The sequence below is a fragment of the Streptomyces sp. NBC_00286 genome, assembly GCF_036173125.1.
Classification (GTDB): domain Bacteria; phylum Actinomycetota; class Actinomycetes; order Streptomycetales; family Streptomycetaceae; genus Streptomyces.
In genome coordinates this window covers 3,643,618-3,660,685 of sequence record NZ_CP108054.1, presented here as the reverse complement: position 1 = coordinate 3,660,685, position 17,068 = coordinate 3,643,618, and the positions used below count along the sequence as shown (strand labels likewise).

The following is a 17,068-nucleotide window of genomic DNA, read 5'->3' as shown; positions in this document are numbered from 1 at the left end:
GCCCTCCGGGGTACGCCCGTCCAAGGCCGATGTGACCTTGGACGAAGCGATCTCACGCCGGCCCGGCGATGAGTTCCGTGCCGCCGCCCGGTCTACCGTTCGTGAACTCCATGACACCCGCCGTACTCGTGCTGCCCGGCTCCGTCACCCGTGATGACGTGCCCCGGCTGTGCGAGGACGTGCGCGCGAGACTGGAGGCCACCGGTGCCGGGGTCGTGGTCTGCGATGTCGCGGGACTCGGTCCGCCCGGACTGACCACCGTCGACGTACTGGCCAGACTCCAGCTCGCCGCCCGCCGGGCCGGGGGCCGGATACGCCTGCGCGATCCGGACGCCGCGCTAAGCGGGCTGCTCGGCCTGGTCGGGATCAGCCTCGAGGTGGAGGGGCAGCCCGAAGAGCGGGAACCACCGCTTCGTGTCGAGGAAGCAGTGGAACCCCATGATCCGGCCCCCTGATATCTCCAGCACCTGCACGGCCCAGGGCGTGTAGCCGCCGTTCTCCGGATCGGGCTTGTACTGGGCGAAGCCGGGGAGGCCATTGACCTCGACCGGCACCAGGTGCGAGTTCGCACAGGGGGCGCCGAGCGTCGTCATGAAGCCCGTGATGTCCTCGGGTCCGCTCAGCCACAGGTCGAACGGCGGCATCGTCATCACGGCGTCCTCATGCAGCAGCGCAGTCAGCGCCGTCATGTCGTACCCCTCGAACGCCGCCACATAGCGCTCCAGAAGCTTCTGCTGCTCCTCGTCCAGCGGGTCGGAGACGGCGCCCTCCGCCGCCGCGCCGTCGCGCTCCGCGAGGGTCGCCCGGGCGCGCTGGAGCGCGCTGTTGACCGAGGGGACCGTGGTGTCGAGCAGCTCGGCGACCTCGCTCGCCTTCCACTGCAGAACCTCGCGCAGGATCAGTACGGCCCGCTGCTTGGGCGGCAGTTGCTGCAGGGCGGCCATGAAGGCGAGCCGCACCGACTCCTTGGCCACCGCCGCCTCGGCCGGGTCGCTGGGTGTGGGCAGTACGCGGTTGTCCGGCATGGGTTCCAACCAGGTGTTGTCCGGGCGCGGGGTCAGTGCCGCCTGCGCCAGCGGGGTCGAGTCCGTCAGGTCCATGGGGCGGGCCCGCTTGTTGCCCGCCGTCAGCATGTCCAGGCATACGTTTGTCGCGATCCGGTACAGCCACGAGCGCATCGAGGAGCGGCCCTCGAACTTGTCGTAGCTGCGCCAGGCGCGCACCAGTGTGTCCTGCACCGCGTCCTCTGCCTCGAAGGACGAGCCGAGCATCCGGTAGCAGTACCCCGTCAGCTCGACCCGGTGCTTCTCCAGCCGGACGTCGAGATCCGCCGTCGTCACCGTGCCGTCGCTCATGCCAACCCACCCCTGTGGCTGTTTCCGTCGCACGCACCTTTGCGCGCCGCACTTCGGAAGCTATCGCAGCCCACTGACAATGGCCCCCGGAGTGCACGAACGCCCAGCTCAGAGGTGTTCCGCCCCCGCCGCCCTTACCCGTCCCATACCTAGGGGCTCCGCCCCTGGACCCCGCTGGGGCTGCCGCCCCAGACCCCGCATCGGCCTGGCGGCCTCGTCCTCAAACGCCGGACGGGCTTAATTCAGCCCCTTGGGGGTCCCCCAGCGGTAGCTGGGGGAGTTTGAGGAGCGGGGGTTCGGGGGCTGGCCCCCGAACGGGGTCCGGGGCGGAGCCCCGAGCGGGTCCAGGGGCGCAGCCCATGGCCGGGGTCCGGGGCGGGCCCCGTGGGGTTCAGGGGCGGAGCCCCGAGGGAGGTCCAGGGGCGGGCCCCGTGGGGTTCAGGGGCGCAGCCCCGAGGGAGGTCCAGGGGCGGGCCCCGTGGGGTTCAGGGGCGCAGCCCCGAGGGAGATCCAGGGGCGGGCCCCGTGGGGTTCAGGGGCGCAGCCCCGAGGGGATCTGGGGGCGCGGCCCTCAGCCGGGTCCAGGGGCAGCGCCCCTTGGTATGGGACGGGTAGGGGCGGCGGGGGCGAAACCAACCCCGACGCCGCCCCCGGCCCGCGCCGCCGACCTCAGTGCGCCGGCACTGCCAACCGCCGCCCCCGAGCCGCACGCGACCCCACCACCGTGATCCCCACAACCCCGACCACCGCCAGCAGCCCAAGCGCGACCGTCCCGCCCCAGCCCCCCGCGTGGAACGCAACGGCACCCAGCGTGCTGCCCGCACTGGCCCCCACGTAGTACGCGGACTGGTACAGCGCAGAAGCCTGCGCGCGCCCCTCCTTCGCCGCGTGGCTCACGGACGACGAGGCAACCGCGTGCCCCGCGAAGAACCCCGCCGTGATCAGGACCAGGCCCAGCAGCACCAGCACCAGCGAGTCCGCCAGCGACACCAGCAGACCCAGTGTCGTCGTGCCACCCGCCAGGTAGAGGGCGCCCCGGCGCCCAAGCCGACCCACCAGCCTGCCCGCAGCCGACGCCGAGACCGTACCCACCAGGTACACCAGGAAGATCGACCCGACGATCCCCTGGGGCAGCGAGAACGGGGCATCGGTCAGCCGGTAACCGATCACCGTGTACACGGCCCCGAACACCGTCATGAACAGCGCCCCGATCGCGTACAGCCGCCGCAGCAACGGATTCGAGAGATGGCCGCGAACCGTCCGCACCAGCACCCGAGGCCGCAACGACCCCGCCCTGAAGTGCTTCGGCGCCGGCAGCAACAGCCGAAACGCGACCGCACACGCCACCGCGACAACCCCGATCGCGCCGACGGCAACCCGCCAGCCCCACTCCTGCGCGACCCACCCGGTGATGACCCGCCCGCTCATCCCACCGACACTGTTGCCCGCGACAAACAGACCGATCGCGGTGATCAGCGCCTTCGGCCGCACTTCCTCCGCCAGATACGCCGTAGCCGAAGCCGGCAGCCCGGCCAGCGCCGCACCCTGCACCGCCCGCAACGCGATCAGCGAGCCCACCGACGGCGCGAAGGGAACCAGCAGCCCCACGATCACCGCGATCCCCAGCGACGCCGTCATGACCGTACGCCGCCCGAACCGCTCCGACAGCGCGCTCATCGGCAGGACGAACAGCGCCAGCGCCCCGGTCGCCGCCGACACCGTCCAACTCGCCGCACTCACCGTCACCCCGAAGTCGCTTGAGATCAAGGGAAGAAGGGCCTGCGTGGAGTAGAGCAGCGCGAAGGTCGCGACACCCGCGAGGAACAGGGCGAAGCTCATCCGGCGGTAGCCGGGCCCACCCGGAGCCATACGGGAGTCGGTGGCGGAGGCGGCGGACGATACGGAAACAGTCGAGGCGGCGCCCACGGTGGTGGACGCCTGGGTACTGACGTAAGGCATGCCTCGAACCTAAAGAACGCCCTCTCATCCGTCCAATGCATGGAATCGCCATAATCGTTCCCATGAAGCATCAGCAGAGGTCAGAGCCTCACCTGTCACCATCCAGTGACACAGAAGACATCGTCGCGCTGCTCGCTCCACGCCTGGCGTACTTCGCGGGAGTCGCCCGCACCGAGCACGTCACCCGTGCCGCGCAGGAGATGCAGGTCCCGCAGTCCACCCTGTCCCGCGCCATGGTCCGCCTCGAACAGGACCTGGGCGTCGACCTGTTCGCCCGCCGGGGCCGTACGGTCTCGCTCACCTCGGCCGGGCGTACGTTCCTCACCTCTGTGGAGCGGGCGCTCGCCGAGATCGAGCGCGCGGCCGACGCGGTACGGGCCGACGCCGACGCCACCTCCGGCAAGGTCGCCTTCGGCTTTCTGCACACCATGGGCTCCGAAACCGTTCCCGGGCTGATCCGCGCCTTCCGGGCCGACCATCCACGCGTCCGCTTCAGCCTCGTACAGAACTACGGCGAGGCCATGATCGAGCGGCTGCGTTCGGGCGAGCTGGATCTCTGCCTCACCTCCCCGGTGCCGGACGCCCCCGACCTCGTGGCCCGCCGCCTCGACGAGCAGAAGCTGCGCCTCGTGGTCCCCGCCGACCACCACCTCGCCGCCCGCAAGCGCGTCCGCCTGGCCGAGGCCGCCGAGGAAACCTTCGTCACCCTGGAACCCGGCTACGGCCTCCGCCGCATCACCGACGACCTTTGCAAGGAGGCCGGCTTCCGCCCCCGTATCGCCTTCGAGGGCGAGGAAGCCGAAACGCTGCGTGGCCTGGTGGCGGCAGGGCTGGGAGTAGCCCTCCTGCCCCCACCGGCCGTACCCCGCCCAGGAGTTGTCGAACTCACGGTCACCGCCCCACGAGCGGCCCGCGAGATCGGAGTCGCCTGGCTGGAGGGCCACCCGGACACCCCACCGGTGGCAGCCTTCAAGAAGTTCCTACTGTCGAGAAGGGGCAACTTGCTCCCGGACTGACGGCAACTTTCCAAGGCGGGTCCCGCTGGGGTGCCCCTATAGGGGCGCGGGGCCGTATCAATGTGCGGCTCCGCCGCGATGGGGGTCCCCCCGCTCGAGCGAATTCGAGAGTGGGGGAGCGACAAGCCACGACGGACCCGCACGCGTCCACGACGCCAAGCCCTAACGGCGAAGAGACTTCCCAAAGCCGGAGGCAAGTGGCATCCGCAACCCCAACGGAGGCGGAGCCGCAAACGCATCCTCAACAGGCCGCGAAAACCCCCGCCCGAACAACGCCCCCATCACGAAGTCCTCAGCCAGCGCGAGGACTTCCTCCCGATGCTGGGACAGCCCATGCCCGTCGGAGTGCACCTCGAACCGACAGATATCCCGGTTCGCCTTCTTCGCCCGCGCCGCGAGCCGAAACGACAACTCCGGATCGCTGCGCGCATCCATCGTCCCGTGCACGATCAGCACCCGCCGCCCACCGAGTTGCTTCACGGGTTCCTCGGCCGCCGCCACATCGTCCTCCGGCAGCCAAGGAGACAGCGACAGCACGGAGTTGACGGCACTGTGCCCGGCCGCGTGGAGGGCGGCCCGCCCGCCCATGTCGAGCCCGGTGAGACACACGGGTACGTCCCCGTAGCGGCGTACGACCTCGTCTGCGGCCCATGCGGCGTCGTGCGCGAGATGCGCCTCGCTGCCGTTCCAGCCGCGGAACCGGTAATGCACGACGTGCGCCACTAGGCCGTCCGTGCGCCCTGCGCGCGTGAGGCGGCGCCCCAGTGAGCGTACGGACGCGGTCGCCAGCATCGGTGACGGTCTGCGGGCGGAGGCCTCCTCGCCGCCCGGCAACAGCAGCACCACGCCGCTCACCGCCGTCGGTTCCGGGCCGAGCGCCCGCCCCAGCCGGGCCCTGCGAACCGGCGTCGCTTGCTGTGCCATGACAGAACATTGTCAGAAGCAAGGGTGTACGTCATTCGTCCGCGGGGTCACCGTTACGTATCGACGGATCTCCCGAAGAGGGGATCTACGCGCGTAGGCGTTAGAATTCGGAAATGACGACCCAGCACCAGCACACTCCCGGTGCGGACCAGATCCGCCGGGCCCCCAAGGTCCTGCTGCACGACCACCTCGACGGGGGCCTGCGCCCCGGGACCGTCGCCGATCTCGCCCGCGAGACCGGCTACCAGGACCTCCCCGAGACCGACCCCGACAAGCTCGGCGTCTGGTTCCGGGAGGCCGCCGACTCCGGTTCCCTGGAGCGGTACTTGGAGACCTTCTCCCACACCGTCGGAGTGATGCAGACGCGCGACGCCCTCGTCAGGGTCGCCGCCGAGTGCGCCGAGGATCTCGCCGAGGACGGCGTCGTCTACGCCGAGGTGCGGTACGCGCCCGAGCAGCACCTGGAGAAGGGGCTCAGCCTCGAAGAGGTCGTCGAAGCCGTCAACGAGGGCTTCCGGGAAGGCGAGCGGCGGGCCCGCGAGAGCGGCCACCGGATCCGTGTCGGCGCCCTGCTGACCGCCATGCGGCACGCGGCCCGCGCCCTGGAGATCGCCGAACTCGCCAACCGCTACCGCGACGTGGGCGTGGTCGGCTTCGACATCGCGGGCGCCGAGGCCGGCTACCCGCCCACCCGTCACCTGGACGCCTTCGAGTATCTGAAGCGGGAGAACAACCACTTCACGATCCACGCCGGCGAAGCCTTCGGGCTGCCCTCCATCTGGCAGGCCCTCCAGTGGTGCGGCGCCGACCGGCTCGGCCACGGCGTACGCATCATCGACGACATCCACGTCGCCGACGACGGCTCCGTGAAGCTCGGCCGTCTCGCCTCGTACGTACGCGACAAGCGCATCCCGCTGGAGCTGTGCCCCAGCTCCAACCTGCAGACGGGCGCCGCCGACTCGTACGCCGAACACCCCATCGGGCTGCTGCGACGGCTGCACTTCCGGGCGACCGTGAATACGGACAACAGGCTGATGTCGGGCACCAGCATGAGCCGGGAATTCGAGCACCTTGTCGACGCATTCGGTTATTCGCTCGACGACATGCAGTGGTTCACAGTCAATGCGATGAAATCAGCATTCATTCCTTTCGATGAACGGCTGGCGATGATCAATGACGTGATCAAGCCCGGTTATGCGGAGCTGAAGTCCCAGTGGCTGTTCCGGCAGACCGCTTCGACCAGCGGTTCTGTGGTCGAGGAGAGCTGATCGGGTCGTAGGGAAAGCGGTCGGGCGCATGCCGTCCCGGCCGCTTTTCGATGTTTGCGGGGCCCTCTGCCGCGTGATTACGGTTTCGAACCGCTCGAGATCCGTCACAGCGCAAGGACGAAGACGAAAATGAAGCAGTCTGCTGTCAAGACCCTCGGTGTCGCCGCTCTCGGTGCCGCCTTCGCCGCCGTCGGCGCGGGTGCCGCCAATGCGGCCCCGGCCGTGCCCGACCCCGCCAAGGCCGTGGACACCGTCACCTCGGTGGTGCCGGGCGAAGCCGCCCACACGCTGCCCGCCGGCAGCGGAGAGTCGCTCGCCGCGGGCCAGGACGCGCTCACCGGCGGTGTGGGCGCTGCCCAGCCGGCCGCCGACGCCCTGACCACGGCGGACCCGGCCACGCTGGCCACGGACACCGCCGCGCCGGTCACGGACGTGGTCGGCGGCGCTCCCGCCACCGGCCCGCTGCTCGGCGGCGTGCCGGCCCATGGCCTGCCCACGGAGGCACTGCCCACGCAGGGCCTGCCCACGGAGGCGCTGCCCACTCAGGGCCTGCCGGTCAGCGGTCTCCCCGTGTGAGCGGACTTCCCGTGGCCTGAGCCCGTACGTGCACACACCGATGGGGCGCCTCCTCGAATTCGGGGGGCGCCCCATCGTCGTACGTGCGTGGGGGATGCGTGGATCACCAGGCCGTACGGGCCGTCTTGTCCTCCGAGGGGAACAGGATCCACAGCGCTATGTACAGCAGGAACTGCGGACCCGGCAGCAGACAGGACACCAGGAAGATCACGCGCATCGTGGTCGCGGAAGTGCCGAAGCGCTTTGCCAGCGCAGCGCACACTCCGCCGATCATCCGGCCGTTCGTGGGGCGGGCAAGGCGGTTCATTTCCGGCTCCTTCGTGAGCGTCCGAGGCCTCCCTTGTGGCTGCCTCATCTGCCTTCCACACTACGAAACACGAAGCGGGCAAAGCGTCGCTCTACGGGGCTATCCCGACCCTGGGAATCGTCGGGGTCCGACCCTGAGCCGCTTCCTCCCTGTGGAGGGCGGTCCCGTGCCGCGTCTCGGTCCGGCGGCGTAGCACGGCGCGCGCGGCAGGGACGACCGCCACATGGGCCAGGGCCACTCCCACGGTGTTGAGCAGCAGCGAGTCGACGTCCACGACCTGGCCGGGAACCCCGGTCTGCAGCAGCTCGATGGCCATGGAGAGCAGGGCGCCCGCGGCGACCGTACGGAGCAGGGACAGCAGCGGGGAGACGGCCAGGCTGCCGCGGGTCATGGGTAGCAGTACGCCGAGCGGGGCGAGCAGCAGCAGGCCCTTGCCGATATTGCGGGCCGCCGCCTCGGGGCCCAGGGCCAGATCGGCTCTGATGCTCGCGAACGGACGGAGGTTCGCGGCACTCACCCACGGCACGTCCAGCGGACGCAGCGTGAGCCAGGCGACAAGCGCGAGATGTGCGACGAGAAGAACACCTCCCGCCGCACGGATGCGAAACCCGACGCTGCCGCCGTTTGAGCCTTGACGCTGCACGCCCCCCAAGACGCGGCCTCCGGCAGGATCGGTTCCGTGTGTCGCAAGGGCTTACCCAATACGGCTGAGGCGTCCGCCACACAACGCTGAGCGCTGTGCTGGAAGCAGGGTCGGATTCTGCGGCGGTAGGGGCTGGTCGCGCCCCGCGGCGGAGCCGCAAGTGTCACAGCCCCGCGCCCCTATCGGGGCCTGCGGCCCCTCAAGCGCACGGCTCAGGGCCGGCCGACCTCCGTCGACGGCGGGGATTCGGTGCCCGGCCGGGAGAGGACCTCCGATGTGCACTCGTAGCGGCGTACGGGGTCCGTGCCGGGGCCGCCGAGGATGACCGCGCCGCCGTCGGAGGCCGCGGCCGAGGCGCTGAACGTGCAGATGAGCTGGGCCAGCGCATACGACGTGAGCGCGGCGGGCTCGGTGCTCAGCCGGAGCGCGCCCTTCGGGTCCCCGGGGCGCGGCTCGGCGACCGTCATGCCCTCCCGGACGTCCGTCATATAGCCCGCCTGCCGCTCGGTGTCCGTCGGCTCCGCGGCGAGCTGGTCGAGGAGCGCCTGCGCGGACTGCACCCGGTTCATCTCCGTGGTGCCGTCGGTGACCCGCACGATCCGGTCGACCCGCACCAGCTGCGAGGAGCACAGCAGGAAGACCTGGACGAGGATCCCGCCCGGAGACTGCGTACCGAGATCCGGTCCACTCGCCGTACAGGACAACCGGGACGGCGCCGGCCCGAACTCCGTCGGCACCTCCGTCGGCCGGATCCCGCACCCGGCCAGCGCCACAGCGAGCAACGGCACCGCGAGCAGAACGGCACACAACCGACGTACGCCACCCGAACCACGTACGCCCTTTGAGCCGCGTACGCTCATCGCGCCTCCCCCTTGGAGCCGTTGGTGCCCTTTCCGTCGGACCCCTTGCAGCCGTCGCCCTCCCCGGACTTGCCGTTCTTCTTCCGGTTCCCCCGGCTTCCCCGCTCCCGCCGGTCTTCCTCCTCCTCCATCAGGACCGAGGCGTCCTGCGGCAGTCTCAGCGTGAACACAGCGCCCGAATCGGGGGAGTTGGCGGCGGTGAGCTCGCCGCCGTGGATGTGCGCGTTCTCCAGGGCGATGGACAGGCCCAGGCCGCTGCCCTCGGAGCGCGGGCGGGAGGCGCTCGCCTTGTAGAAGCGGTCGAAGACGTGCGGGAGGACCTCCTCGGGGATGCCGGGGCCGTGGTCCTGCACCTCGATGAGCACGTCGTCCCCCTCCTCGCGCACGGACACGCGCACCGGGGAGCCGCCGTGCTTGAGGGCGTTGCCGATCAGGTTCGCCAGGATCACGTCCAGGCGGCGCGGGTCGAGACGCGCGGTGATGCCGCGCTCGGCGTCCAGTTCCACCGCGTCCAGCCAGGCCCGCGCGTCGATGCACGCGGTGATCTGGTCGGCTATGTCGACATCGTCGAGGACGAGCCGGGCCGTGCCCGCGTCGAAACGGGTGACCTCCATGAGGTTCTCCACGAGGTCGTTCAGCCGCCGCGTCTCGCTGACGACGAGGCGTACGGCGGGCTCGATCATCGGGTCGACGCTGCCGGTCTCCGCGTCGAGCTCCTCCTCCAGGACCTCGGTCACGGCCGTGATCGCGGTCAGCGGCGTACGCAACTCGTGCGACATGTCCGCCACGAAGCGGCGGGAGGCTTCCTCGCGCGCGCTCATGTCCGCGACCCGTTTCTCCAGCGCCTCCGCGGCACGGTTGAACGTCCGTGACAGATCCGCGAGTTCGTCCGTCCCAGACACCCGCAGCCGGGTGTCCAGCTTGCCCTCGCCGAGCCGCCGGGCCGCCGTGCCGAGCCGGTGCACCGGCTTGAGCACCGTCGTCGCGGCGGCCTGCGCGAGCAGCGCCGAACCGATCAGCGCGAGCCCTGTGGCGATCCCCAGCGACCAGGCAAGGGAGTTGAGGTCCTCGGCTTCCGGCTCCAGGGACTTGAGCATGTAGCCGGTCGGCCCGCCGCCGATCACCTTCGCGCCGCCCACCAGATACGGATGGCCGCCGTCGCGGATCTGCTGCCAGTACAGGTGGTGCGGGTGCTCGTTGCCCGAGGTGAGCTTCTGCTCCCTGTTCACCGCCTTCTGGAGGGACTTCGGCACGTCGTCCAGAGAGAAGTCGTCCAGATCGGAGTTGCCGACGACGGTCGACCCCGCCTCGTCCTCGGCGATCAGCAGCACACTGAAGCCCTGCGGGCTGTTCGCCATCTGACGTGCCGCACCCTCCAGTTCCTCCTGCGTCGGATGCAGCGCCAGCGCGCTCGCGCGGTTCTGCATCTCCTGCTGGAAGTCGCGCAGTACCGCTTCCCGCGTACGGGTCAGCACGGCCTCGCGGTTGAGCCAGTACGCGATGCCCGACGCCGACACCGCCGCGGTGAGCGCGACGAGCGCGAACACGACGACCAGGCGCAGTCGCAGGCTCGTGAACCGCAGGCCCGCCAGTATCGTCCTGCGCGCCGCGGCCCAGCCGCGGAGCTTGTCCTGCGCTTGTGTCACTGAGGACTGTCCAGCCGGTATCCCACGCCGCGCACGGTACGGATCAGCGTCGGCGAGGAGGGCACGTCCTCCACCTTGGCGCGCAGCCGCTGCACACAGGCGTCGACGAGCCGCGAGTCACCGAGGTAGTCGTGCTCCCACACCAGCCGCAGCAACTGCTGGCGGGACAGCGCCTGTCCGGGCCGGCGGCTGAGCTCCAGGAGCAACCGCAGCTCGGTGGGCGTCAGTTGGAGATCCTCGCCGTTCTTGGTGACCGTCATCGCCGCGCGGTCGATCACCAGGCTGCCGAACGTCGCCGAGTCGTTGGCCTCCCGCTCGCCACGCCGCAGCACGGCCCGGATCCGGGCGTCCAGCACCCGACCCTGCACCGGCTTGACGACATAGTCGTCGGCCCCCGACTCCAGCCCGACCACCACATCGATGTCGTCACTGCGGGCGGTGAGCAGGATGATCGGCAACTGGTCCGTGCGCCGGATGCGCCGGCACACCTCGAACCCGTCGATGCCGGGCAGCATCACATCCAGCACGATCAGGTCGGGCCGCTGCTCGCGCAGCAGCTTCAGACCGTCCTCGCCGGTGGCAGCGGTGGCCACACGGTGCCCCTGGCGCGTCAGCGACAGCTCCAGGGCCGTACGGATGGCGTCGTCGTCCTCGATCAGCAACAGGGAAGGCACGGACGTCATTCTGTCCCATGACACGGCGCTGTATCGACTCCTGGAGCGCTCCCACACATCTCGCCCATAGGAGTGAGCGTCCGAGATACCGGATGAGTAGCCGTACGACGCTTCTCTGTGATCAGCCTGTGCCGCGGCTGGGCCCCACCCCTGTTGCACGCCTGTGACAGTCGGCTGACACCGTCATGAAGTCGCGTAGGCAAGCTTCTCGTCACAGGCAAGGAAGCACCGCAGAACAGCACAACAGACCAGCACCACAGAGCAGTGCCGAGAAACCGGAACTCCACGACGGGGGGCGCGAGATGAACACGCTGCACAGCACCAGCACTAGCGCGGTCGCAGTTGTCACGCGTCTCCACGACGTCACACGCAACACGGAGAAGTCCGGTGCCGTGAGCGGGCGGGGGTGCGCTCGCGGTACCGGGCGTCAGCACACCGGGTCGTACATGACGGTGGTTGACGCACATCCGGTGGGGGGCAACGGGGGATCTACGTACGGGGAGGGCTCGGGGGAGCGTCGTTCGGTGTCGGAGGCGGAGTTCACCGCCTACGTCCAGGAGCGCCGTGCCTCCCTGTACGCAACCGCCTACCACCTGACCGGTGACCGCTTCGAGGCCGAGGACCTCCTCCAGAGCGCCCTCTTCTCGACGTACAAGGCGTGGGACCGGATCAGCGACAAAGCCGCGGTCGGGGGCTACCTCCGCCGCACCATGACCAACCTGCACATCAGCGCGTGGCGCCGCCGCAAGCTGAACGAATACCCGACCGAGGAGCTGCCGGAGACGGCCGGCGACACGGACGCGATGCGCGGCACCGAGCTGCGCGCCGTCCTGTGGCAGGCGCTCGCCCGGCTGCCCGAACTCCAGCGCACCATGCTGGTCCTGCGCTACTACGAGGGCCGCACGGACCCGGAGATCGCGGAGATCCTCGACATCAGTGTCGGCACGGTGAAGTCCAGCATCTGGCGGTCGCTCCGCCGGCTGCGCGAGGACGAGGTTCTCAGCTTCGGCCGTGACGAGGAGGAGTCCTTCGGAGAGCTTGTCGCCTGACAGGCCCGCCGAGGGCAACGGGGGAAAGAAAGTACGGGGGAAGCACGGGGGCTGTTCGTCACTCTGGGGGGAGTGGCGGACAGGGTCACAACGGGGGAGCACTACCCGGGGGGATCAACGGGGTCAACGGGGGACCTCGGGGGATCACGGGGAAAAGGGAGCGGGACTGGAGGGCCGGGGGGTCCATCCAGTCCCGCTTTTCTCCTTTTTGCGCCTAAACCGGCGCCGCTCTCGCGGACCTGGTTGCTCGCCGTCGGGGTGCCTCAATTGATGGTTGCGGTGTTCTTCGCTTTTACGCACCTTCCTGCGGCGGCGGCTGCCAGCCTGCCCAGGGCCTCGTCCTTGTCGCAGGCGTGGGCGCCCAGGGATGTCTGGCGGGACACGATGGAGCGTTCGGCGCGCATCAGGCGCCAGCCGCGGCGGAGCAGGAACGGGACTGACTTTCGGCCCTCCTTGAGGTCCCGCAGAAAGCGGCGGCGGAATGTCTTCACCGGGCCGCGGCTCAGGCACAGCGCGTCCGCCAGCACACCGAGTTCCTGGCAGCGCCCGACGATCTCGGCGGCGAAGATGCCCTCCGCGATGAACAGCGGGGTCCGCCCTATCTCGACGATCTCCTCGCCGGTACGGGCGCTGAGGGAGATGTCGTACACGGGAACCTTCGTACGCCCCCTGCGGCACAGCTCCGCGATCGCCGCGACGGCCGTGTCCGCGTCCCAGGACAGCGGATGATCCCAGTCGATGTCCGAACTCCCCGCCACCTGCGGCAACGTCGGATCATCGCCCTCTTTGTAGAAGTCGTCGAGCCGCAACACCGGAAGCCCGGAGCGGGCCGCAAGAAGGGACTTACCGGAACCGGAGGGGCCGCACAGCAGCACGACCCGGGTGGGTATCGGGGGATGAGAACTCACGAGGCACCAGTGTGCGGCATCGGGGGCTCCCTGCCGACCCCCGCGGCGTCCGGTCGGCAGGGAACTGCGTCACACCTCGACCGACGTCAGTAGGACGAACCGGACGCGCCCAGTGAACCTGTCGGGTGCCAGACCGTCTTTGTCTCGAGGAAGGCCGTCATGCGCTCGATGCCGGGCGTCTCCGTGTAATCCACAGGCTGTGGACGCAGGACCCGCTTGAGGTTGTCCGCTGCTGCGATCTCAAGCTCCTTCGCGAGTACGTCGTCCGCGCCGGCCAGGTCGATCGCGTTGACGTCCTGGTGGGCAGCTAGGGGCGTCGCGATTTCCGCCGTACGGCCGGAGAGGACGTTGATCACGCCGCCGGGGAGGTCGGAGGTGGCCAGGACCTCGCCGAGGGAGAGGGCCGGGAGCGGGGACTTCTCGGACGCCACGACGATCGCCGTGTTGCCCGTCGCGATCACCGGGGCGACGACCGAGACCAGGCCCAGGAAGGACGATTCCTGGGGGGCGATGACCGTCACCACGCCCGTCGGCTCCGGCGTCGAGAGGTTGAAGAACGGGCCCGCCACCGGGTTGCCGCCGCCGACCACCTGGGCGATCTTGTCGGTCCAGCCCGCGTACCAGACCCAGCGGTCGATCGCGGCGTCCACCTGGGCGGCCGCTTTCGCCTTGGACAGGCCCTCTGCTTCCGCGACCTCCCGTACGAACTGCTCCTTGCGGCCCTCCAGCATCTCCGCGATGCGGTAGAGGATCTGGCCGCGGTTGTACGCCGTGGCGCCGGACCAGGGGCCGAACGCCTTGCGGGCCGCCACAACGGCGTCACGGGCGTCCTTACGGGACGCAAGGGGGGCGTTGGCCAGCCACTTGCCCTTCCCCGCCGCGCCAGCGGCTGATGTCCTCGTCGTCACCTCGTACACCCGGCCGCTCTCGGAACGCGGGAACTTCCCGCCCACGTACAGCTTGTAGGTCTTGAAGACACTGAGCCTTGCATCAACTGTGCTCATTTATCGCTCGCCCTCCGGGCTCGACGGGGCGAGGTACGCCTCCAGGCCGTGACGACCGCCCTCGCGGCCGAAGCCCGACTCCTTGTAGCCGCCGAACGGCGAGGTCGGGTCGAACTTGTTGAACGTGTTGGACCAGACGACGCCCGCGCGGAGCTTGTTCGCAACGGCCAGGATCCGGGAGCCCTTCTCCGTCCAGATGCCCGCGGAGAGGCCGTACTGGCTGTTGTTGGCCTTGGCGACGGCCTCTTCGGGCGTGCGGAAGGTCAGGACGGACAGGACAGGGCCGAAGATCTCGTCGCGGGCGATGGTGTGCGCCTGGGTGACGTTCGTAAAGAGCGTCGGGGCGAACCAGTAACCGGAGGACGGCAGTTCGCAGGCCGGGGACCAGCGCTCGGCGCCCTCCGCCTCGCCCTGCTCGGTGAGCGCGGTGATACGGGCCAGCTGCTCGGCGGAGTTGATCGCGCCGATGTCGGTGTTCTTGTCGAGCGGGTCGCCGAGGCGGAGGGTGGACAGGCGGCGCTTCAGGGAGTCAAGGAGCTCCTCCTGGATCGACTCCTGTACGAGGAGGCGGGAGCCCGCGCAGCAGACCTGACCCTGGTTGAAGAAGATGCCGGTCACGATGCCCTCGACGGCCTGGTCGATGGGGGCGTCGTCGAAGACGATGTTGGCGCCCTTGCCGCCGAGTTCGAGGGTGAGCTTCTTGCGCGTGCCCGCGACGGTCCGCGCGATCTCCTTGCCGACCGCCGTCGAACCTGTGAACGCGACCTTGTTCACGTCCTCGTGCGCGACCAGGGCCGCGCCCGTGTCGCCGTATCCCGGAAGGATGTTGACGACGCCCTTGGGGAGGCCGGCCTGACGACAGATGTCCGCGAAGAACAACGCCGAGAGGGGAGTGGTCTCCGCGGGCTTCAGAACGACCGTGTTGCCGGTTGCGAGCGCCGGGGCGATCTTCCACGCCAGCATCAGGAGAGGGAAGTTCCAGGGGATGACCTGGCCCGCGACGCCCAGGGGCCGCGGGTTCGCGCCGAAGCCGGCGTGCTCCAGCTTGTCCGCCCAGCCCGCGTAATAGAAGAAATGCGCGGCTACGAGGGGGAGATCGGCGTCGCGCGTCTCCTTGATGGGCTTTCCGTTGTCCAGCGTCTCCAGGACGGCCAGTTCGCGGCTGCGCTCCTGGATGATGCGGGCGATACGGAAGAGGTACTTGGCCCGCTCGGAGCCCGGCAGCGCCGACCACTTCTCGAAGGCCTTACGGGCGGCCTTCACCGCGCGGTCGACGTCCTCGGCGCCCGCCTGGGCGACCTCGGAGAGGACCTCTTCGGTGGAGGGCGAGATCGACTTGAAGACCTTGCCGTCCGCCGCCTCGGTGAACTCGCCGTCGATGAACAGGCCGTACGAGGGCGCGATGTCGACGACGGACCGGGACTCGGGGGCCGGCGCGTACTCGAATACGGAAGCCATGATGATCAATCCACCGTCACGTAGTCGGGGCCGGAGTAACGGCCGGTGGCCAGCTTCTGGCGCTGCATCAGCAGATCGTTCAGGAGTGAGGACGCGCCGAAGCGGAACCAGTGGTTGTCCAGCCAGTCCTCGCCCGCCGTCTCGTTCACCAGGACCAGGAACTTGATCGCGTCCTTGCTGGTGCGGATACCGCCCGCGGGCTTCACCCCGACCTGTACCCCGGTCTGCGCACGGAAGTCACGCACGGCCTCCAGCATGAGCAGGGTGTTCGCCGGCGTCGCGTTCACCGCCACCTTGCCCGTCGAGGTCTTGATGAAGTCGGCCCCGGCCAGCATGCCGAGCCAGCTCGCGCGCCGGATGTTGTCGTACGTCGACAGCTCGCCGGTCTCGAAGATGACCTTCAGGCGAGCGCTCGTCCCGCAGGCCTCCTTCACGGCGACGATCTCGTCGTACACCTTCATGTAGTTCCCCGCGAGGAACGCGCCGCGGTCGATGACCATGTCGACCTCGTCCGCCCCGGCCGAGACGGCGTCGCGTACGTCGGCCAGCTTCACGTCGAGCGCGGCTCGCCCGGCGGGGAAGGCGGTGGCGACGGAGGCGACCTTGACGCCGGAACCGGCAACGGCCGCCTTGGCGGTGGTCACCATGTCGGGGTAGACGCAGACGGCCGCCGTCGCGGGGGTCGTACGGTCCGTGGGGTCGGGGTGGACGGCCTTGGCGCCGAGTGCCCGGACCTTGCCCGGGGTGTCCGCGCCTTCCAGGGTTGTCAGGTCGACCATCGAGATGGCGAGGTCGATGGCGTACGCCTTTGCCGTCGTCTTGATGGAACGGGTACCGAGCGAGGCGGCGCGCGCCTCCAGGCCGACCGCGTCGACTCCGGGCAGCCCGTGGAGGAAGCGGCGCAGCGTGCTGTCGGACGTGGTTACGTCGCCGAGTGCGTGTGCGGCTGGTGCTGTGGTGGGCATGGTCACGAGGGGAGCATATCTACGCGCGTAGCGGCTGTACAGTCCCCGAGGCTTTCCGGGGCTCGTCGAGAGATGGGCGCGGCTCCCATCGAGAGCTCGGCGCAGCGGTCTTCGAGAGCTCGGTGACCGCGGATGAGCGTTGTCAGAGGCGTCGGGCAGAATCGGGACCATGACGACCCCGGACCATCAGCCACCACCACCGGAATCCTCGGGATCTTCCACATCCCCGGAGGCCCCGGGATCTTCGGATGCTCCGGGCACTTCGGGGCGTACGGACTCCCCTCAGGCTCCGGAAGCCTCGGATGCGTCGAGCTCTTCGGGTTCCCCTGCTTCTCCTGCTTCTCCTGCTTCTCCTGGCTCTCCTGGCTCTCCTGGCTCTCCGGACTCCCAGGGCGCTCCTGAGCCCGCGGACTCATCGGAACCCGCGCCGTCCTCGCCGTCCACGTCGTCTACGCA

General features: G+C 69.6%; 18 protein-coding genes. 6 read left to right on the top strand and 12 right to left on the bottom strand.

What is annotated here, in order from left to right; translation table 11 throughout:
* Window positions 1-68: 68 nt before the first annotated feature.
* Window positions 69-455, top strand: coding sequence for an STAS domain-containing protein (locus OHT21_RS16575; RefSeq protein ID WP_328769090.1), 387 nt, complete (start codon window positions 69-71; stop codon window positions 453-455).
* Here the strand turns inward: OHT21_RS16575 and OHT21_RS16570 are convergent.
* On the bottom strand, window positions 339-1,355 hold the full coding sequence (locus tag OHT21_RS16570) for a sigma-70 family RNA polymerase sigma factor (RefSeq protein WP_328769089.1): 1,017 nt from the start codon (window positions 1,353-1,355) through the stop codon (window positions 339-341). The two genes, OHT21_RS16575 and OHT21_RS16570, sit on opposite strands and share 117 nt — an antisense overlap.
* Window positions 1,356-2,024: 669 nt before the next feature.
* The gene (locus tag OHT21_RS16565; protein WP_328769088.1) at window positions 2,025-3,314 is read right to left on the bottom strand and encodes an MFS transporter; all 1,290 of its coding nucleotides are present in this window, start codon (window positions 3,312-3,314) and stop codon (window positions 2,025-2,027) included.
* A 62-nt stretch (window positions 3,315-3,376) separates the two neighbouring features.
* Here OHT21_RS16565 and OHT21_RS16560 point away from each other — a divergent pair, with 62 nt between their 5' ends.
* Entirely contained in the window at window positions 3,377-4,330 is a 954-nt protein-coding gene (locus tag OHT21_RS16560; protein WP_328769087.1) for a LysR family transcriptional regulator, read from the top strand.
* A gap of 162 nt (window positions 4,331-4,492) precedes the next feature.
* On the opposite strand, the gene OHT21_RS16555 is transcribed toward OHT21_RS16560, so the two are convergent.
* Entirely contained in the window at window positions 4,493-5,254 is a 762-nt protein-coding gene (locus OHT21_RS16555; protein WP_328769086.1) for an alpha/beta hydrolase, read from the bottom strand.
* 113 nt (window positions 5,255-5,367) lie between these two features.
* Between OHT21_RS16555 and OHT21_RS16550 the strand changes: the two genes are divergently transcribed.
* The gene (locus tag OHT21_RS16550; protein ID WP_328769085.1) at window positions 5,368-6,522 is read left to right on the top strand and encodes an adenosine deaminase; all 1,155 of its coding nucleotides are present in this window, start codon (window positions 5,368-5,370) and stop codon (window positions 6,520-6,522) included.
* 129 nt (window positions 6,523-6,651) lie between these two features.
* Window positions 6,652-7,098: an ATP-binding protein gene (locus tag OHT21_RS16545; protein ID WP_328769084.1), complete on the top strand. Its 447-nt coding sequence runs from the start codon at window positions 6,652-6,654 to the stop codon at window positions 7,096-7,098.
* Between the two features lie 103 nt (window positions 7,099-7,201).
* On the opposite strand, the gene OHT21_RS16540 is transcribed toward OHT21_RS16545, so the two are convergent.
* From OHT21_RS16540 to afsQ1, 5 genes are all read right to left on the bottom strand, one after another.
* A complete protein-coding gene (locus OHT21_RS16540; protein ID WP_328769083.1) occupies window positions 7,202-7,405 on the bottom strand; it encodes a PspC domain-containing protein in 204 nt (67 codons plus the stop codon).
* A 91-nt stretch (window positions 7,406-7,496) separates the two neighbouring features.
* Window positions 7,497-8,048, bottom strand: coding sequence for a VanZ family protein (locus tag OHT21_RS16535; protein WP_328769081.1), 552 nt, complete (start codon window positions 8,046-8,048; stop codon window positions 7,497-7,499).
* A gap of 212 nt (window positions 8,049-8,260) precedes the next feature.
* Window positions 8,261-8,908, bottom strand: a complete 648-nt coding sequence (locus tag OHT21_RS16530) for a hypothetical protein (protein ID WP_328769080.1) — start codon at window positions 8,906-8,908, stop codon at window positions 8,261-8,263.
* Window positions 8,905-10,554, bottom strand: a complete 1,650-nt coding sequence (locus OHT21_RS16525; protein WP_328769079.1) for a HAMP domain-containing sensor histidine kinase — start codon at window positions 10,552-10,554, stop codon at window positions 8,905-8,907. The genes OHT21_RS16530 and OHT21_RS16525 overlap by 4 nt, the downstream gene beginning before the upstream one ends.
* Window positions 10,551-11,228: a two-component system response regulator AfsQ1 gene (gene afsQ1 / locus OHT21_RS16520; RefSeq protein ID WP_128380879.1), complete on the bottom strand. Its 678-nt coding sequence runs from the start codon at window positions 11,226-11,228 to the stop codon at window positions 10,551-10,553. The genes OHT21_RS16525 and afsQ1 overlap by 4 nt, the downstream gene beginning before the upstream one ends.
* 302 nt (window positions 11,229-11,530) lie before the next feature.
* On the opposite strand from afsQ1, the gene OHT21_RS16515 reads away from it, so the two are divergent.
* Window positions 11,531-12,277, top strand: coding sequence for a SigE family RNA polymerase sigma factor (locus OHT21_RS16515; RefSeq protein WP_328769078.1), 747 nt, complete (start codon window positions 11,531-11,533; stop codon window positions 12,275-12,277).
* 263 nt (window positions 12,278-12,540) lie between these two features.
* On the opposite strand, the gene OHT21_RS16510 is transcribed toward OHT21_RS16515, so the two are convergent.
* From OHT21_RS16510 to deoC, 4 genes are all read right to left on the bottom strand, one after another.
* Window positions 12,541-13,185: a uridine kinase family protein gene (locus tag OHT21_RS16510; RefSeq protein WP_328769077.1), complete on the bottom strand. Its 645-nt coding sequence runs from the start codon at window positions 13,183-13,185 to the stop codon at window positions 12,541-12,543.
* 86 nt (window positions 13,186-13,271) lie between these two features.
* Entirely contained in the window at window positions 13,272-14,189 is a 918-nt protein-coding gene (locus OHT21_RS16505; RefSeq protein ID WP_328769076.1) for an aldehyde dehydrogenase family protein, read from the bottom strand.
* On the bottom strand, window positions 14,190-15,647 hold the full coding sequence (locus OHT21_RS16500) for an aldehyde dehydrogenase family protein (protein WP_328769075.1): 1,458 nt from the start codon (window positions 15,645-15,647) through the stop codon (window positions 14,190-14,192).
* Between the two features lie 5 nt (window positions 15,648-15,652).
* Window positions 15,653-16,612: a deoxyribose-phosphate aldolase gene (deoC, locus tag OHT21_RS16495; RefSeq protein ID WP_328774106.1), complete on the bottom strand. Its 960-nt coding sequence runs from the start codon at window positions 16,610-16,612 to the stop codon at window positions 15,653-15,655.
* A gap of 132 nt (window positions 16,613-16,744) precedes the next feature.
* Here deoC and OHT21_RS16490 point away from each other — a divergent pair, with 132 nt between their 5' ends.
* Complete coding sequence (locus tag OHT21_RS16490) at window positions 16,745-17,014, top strand: hypothetical protein (RefSeq protein WP_328774462.1); 270 nt, start codon at window positions 16,745-16,747, stop codon at window positions 17,012-17,014.
* The last annotated feature ends 54 nt before the right edge of the window (window positions 17,015-17,068 follow it).

What these genes read in the sequence shown, in the direction of transcription:
- OHT21_RS16575 (WP_328769090.1), top strand. Translation starts at nt 69, where the DNA reads ATGAGTTCCGTGCCGCCGCCCGGTCTACCGTTCGTGAACTCCATGACA.
- OHT21_RS16570 (WP_328769089.1), bottom strand. Translation starts at nt 1,355, where the DNA reads ATGAGCGACGGCACGGTGACGACGGCGGATCTCGACGTCCGGCTGGAG.
- OHT21_RS16565 (WP_328769088.1), bottom strand. Translation starts at nt 3,314, where the DNA reads ATGCCTTACGTCAGTACCCAGGCGTCCACCACCGTGGGCGCCGCCTCG.
- OHT21_RS16560 (WP_328769087.1), top strand. Translation starts at nt 3,377, where the DNA reads ATGAAGCATCAGCAGAGGTCAGAGCCTCACCTGTCACCATCCAGTGAC.
- OHT21_RS16555 (WP_328769086.1), bottom strand. Translation starts at nt 5,254, where the DNA reads ATGGCACAGCAAGCGACGCCGGTTCGCAGGGCCCGGCTGGGGCGGGCG.
- OHT21_RS16550 (WP_328769085.1), top strand. Translation starts at nt 5,368, where the DNA reads ATGACGACCCAGCACCAGCACACTCCCGGTGCGGACCAGATCCGCCGG.
- OHT21_RS16545 (WP_328769084.1), top strand. Translation starts at nt 6,652, where the DNA reads ATGAAGCAGTCTGCTGTCAAGACCCTCGGTGTCGCCGCTCTCGGTGCC.
- OHT21_RS16540 (WP_328769083.1), bottom strand. Translation starts at nt 7,405, where the DNA reads ATGAACCGCCTTGCCCGCCCCACGAACGGCCGGATGATCGGCGGAGTG.
- OHT21_RS16530 (WP_328769080.1), bottom strand. Translation starts at nt 8,908, where the DNA reads ATGAGCGTACGCGGCTCAAAGGGCGTACGTGGTTCGGGTGGCGTACGT.
- OHT21_RS16515 (WP_328769078.1), top strand. Translation starts at nt 11,531, where the DNA reads ATGAACACGCTGCACAGCACCAGCACTAGCGCGGTCGCAGTTGTCACG.
- OHT21_RS16505 (WP_328769076.1), bottom strand. Translation starts at nt 14,189, where the DNA reads ATGAGCACAGTTGATGCAAGGCTCAGTGTCTTCAAGACCTACAAGCTG.
- OHT21_RS16500 (WP_328769075.1), bottom strand. Translation starts at nt 15,647, where the DNA reads ATGGCTTCCGTATTCGAGTACGCGCCGGCCCCCGAGTCCCGGTCCGTC.
- deoC (WP_328774106.1), bottom strand. Translation starts at nt 16,612, where the DNA reads ATGCCCACCACAGCACCAGCCGCACACGCACTCGGCGACGTAACCACG.
- OHT21_RS16490 (WP_328774462.1), top strand. Translation starts at nt 16,745, where the DNA reads ATGAGCGTTGTCAGAGGCGTCGGGCAGAATCGGGACCATGACGACCCC.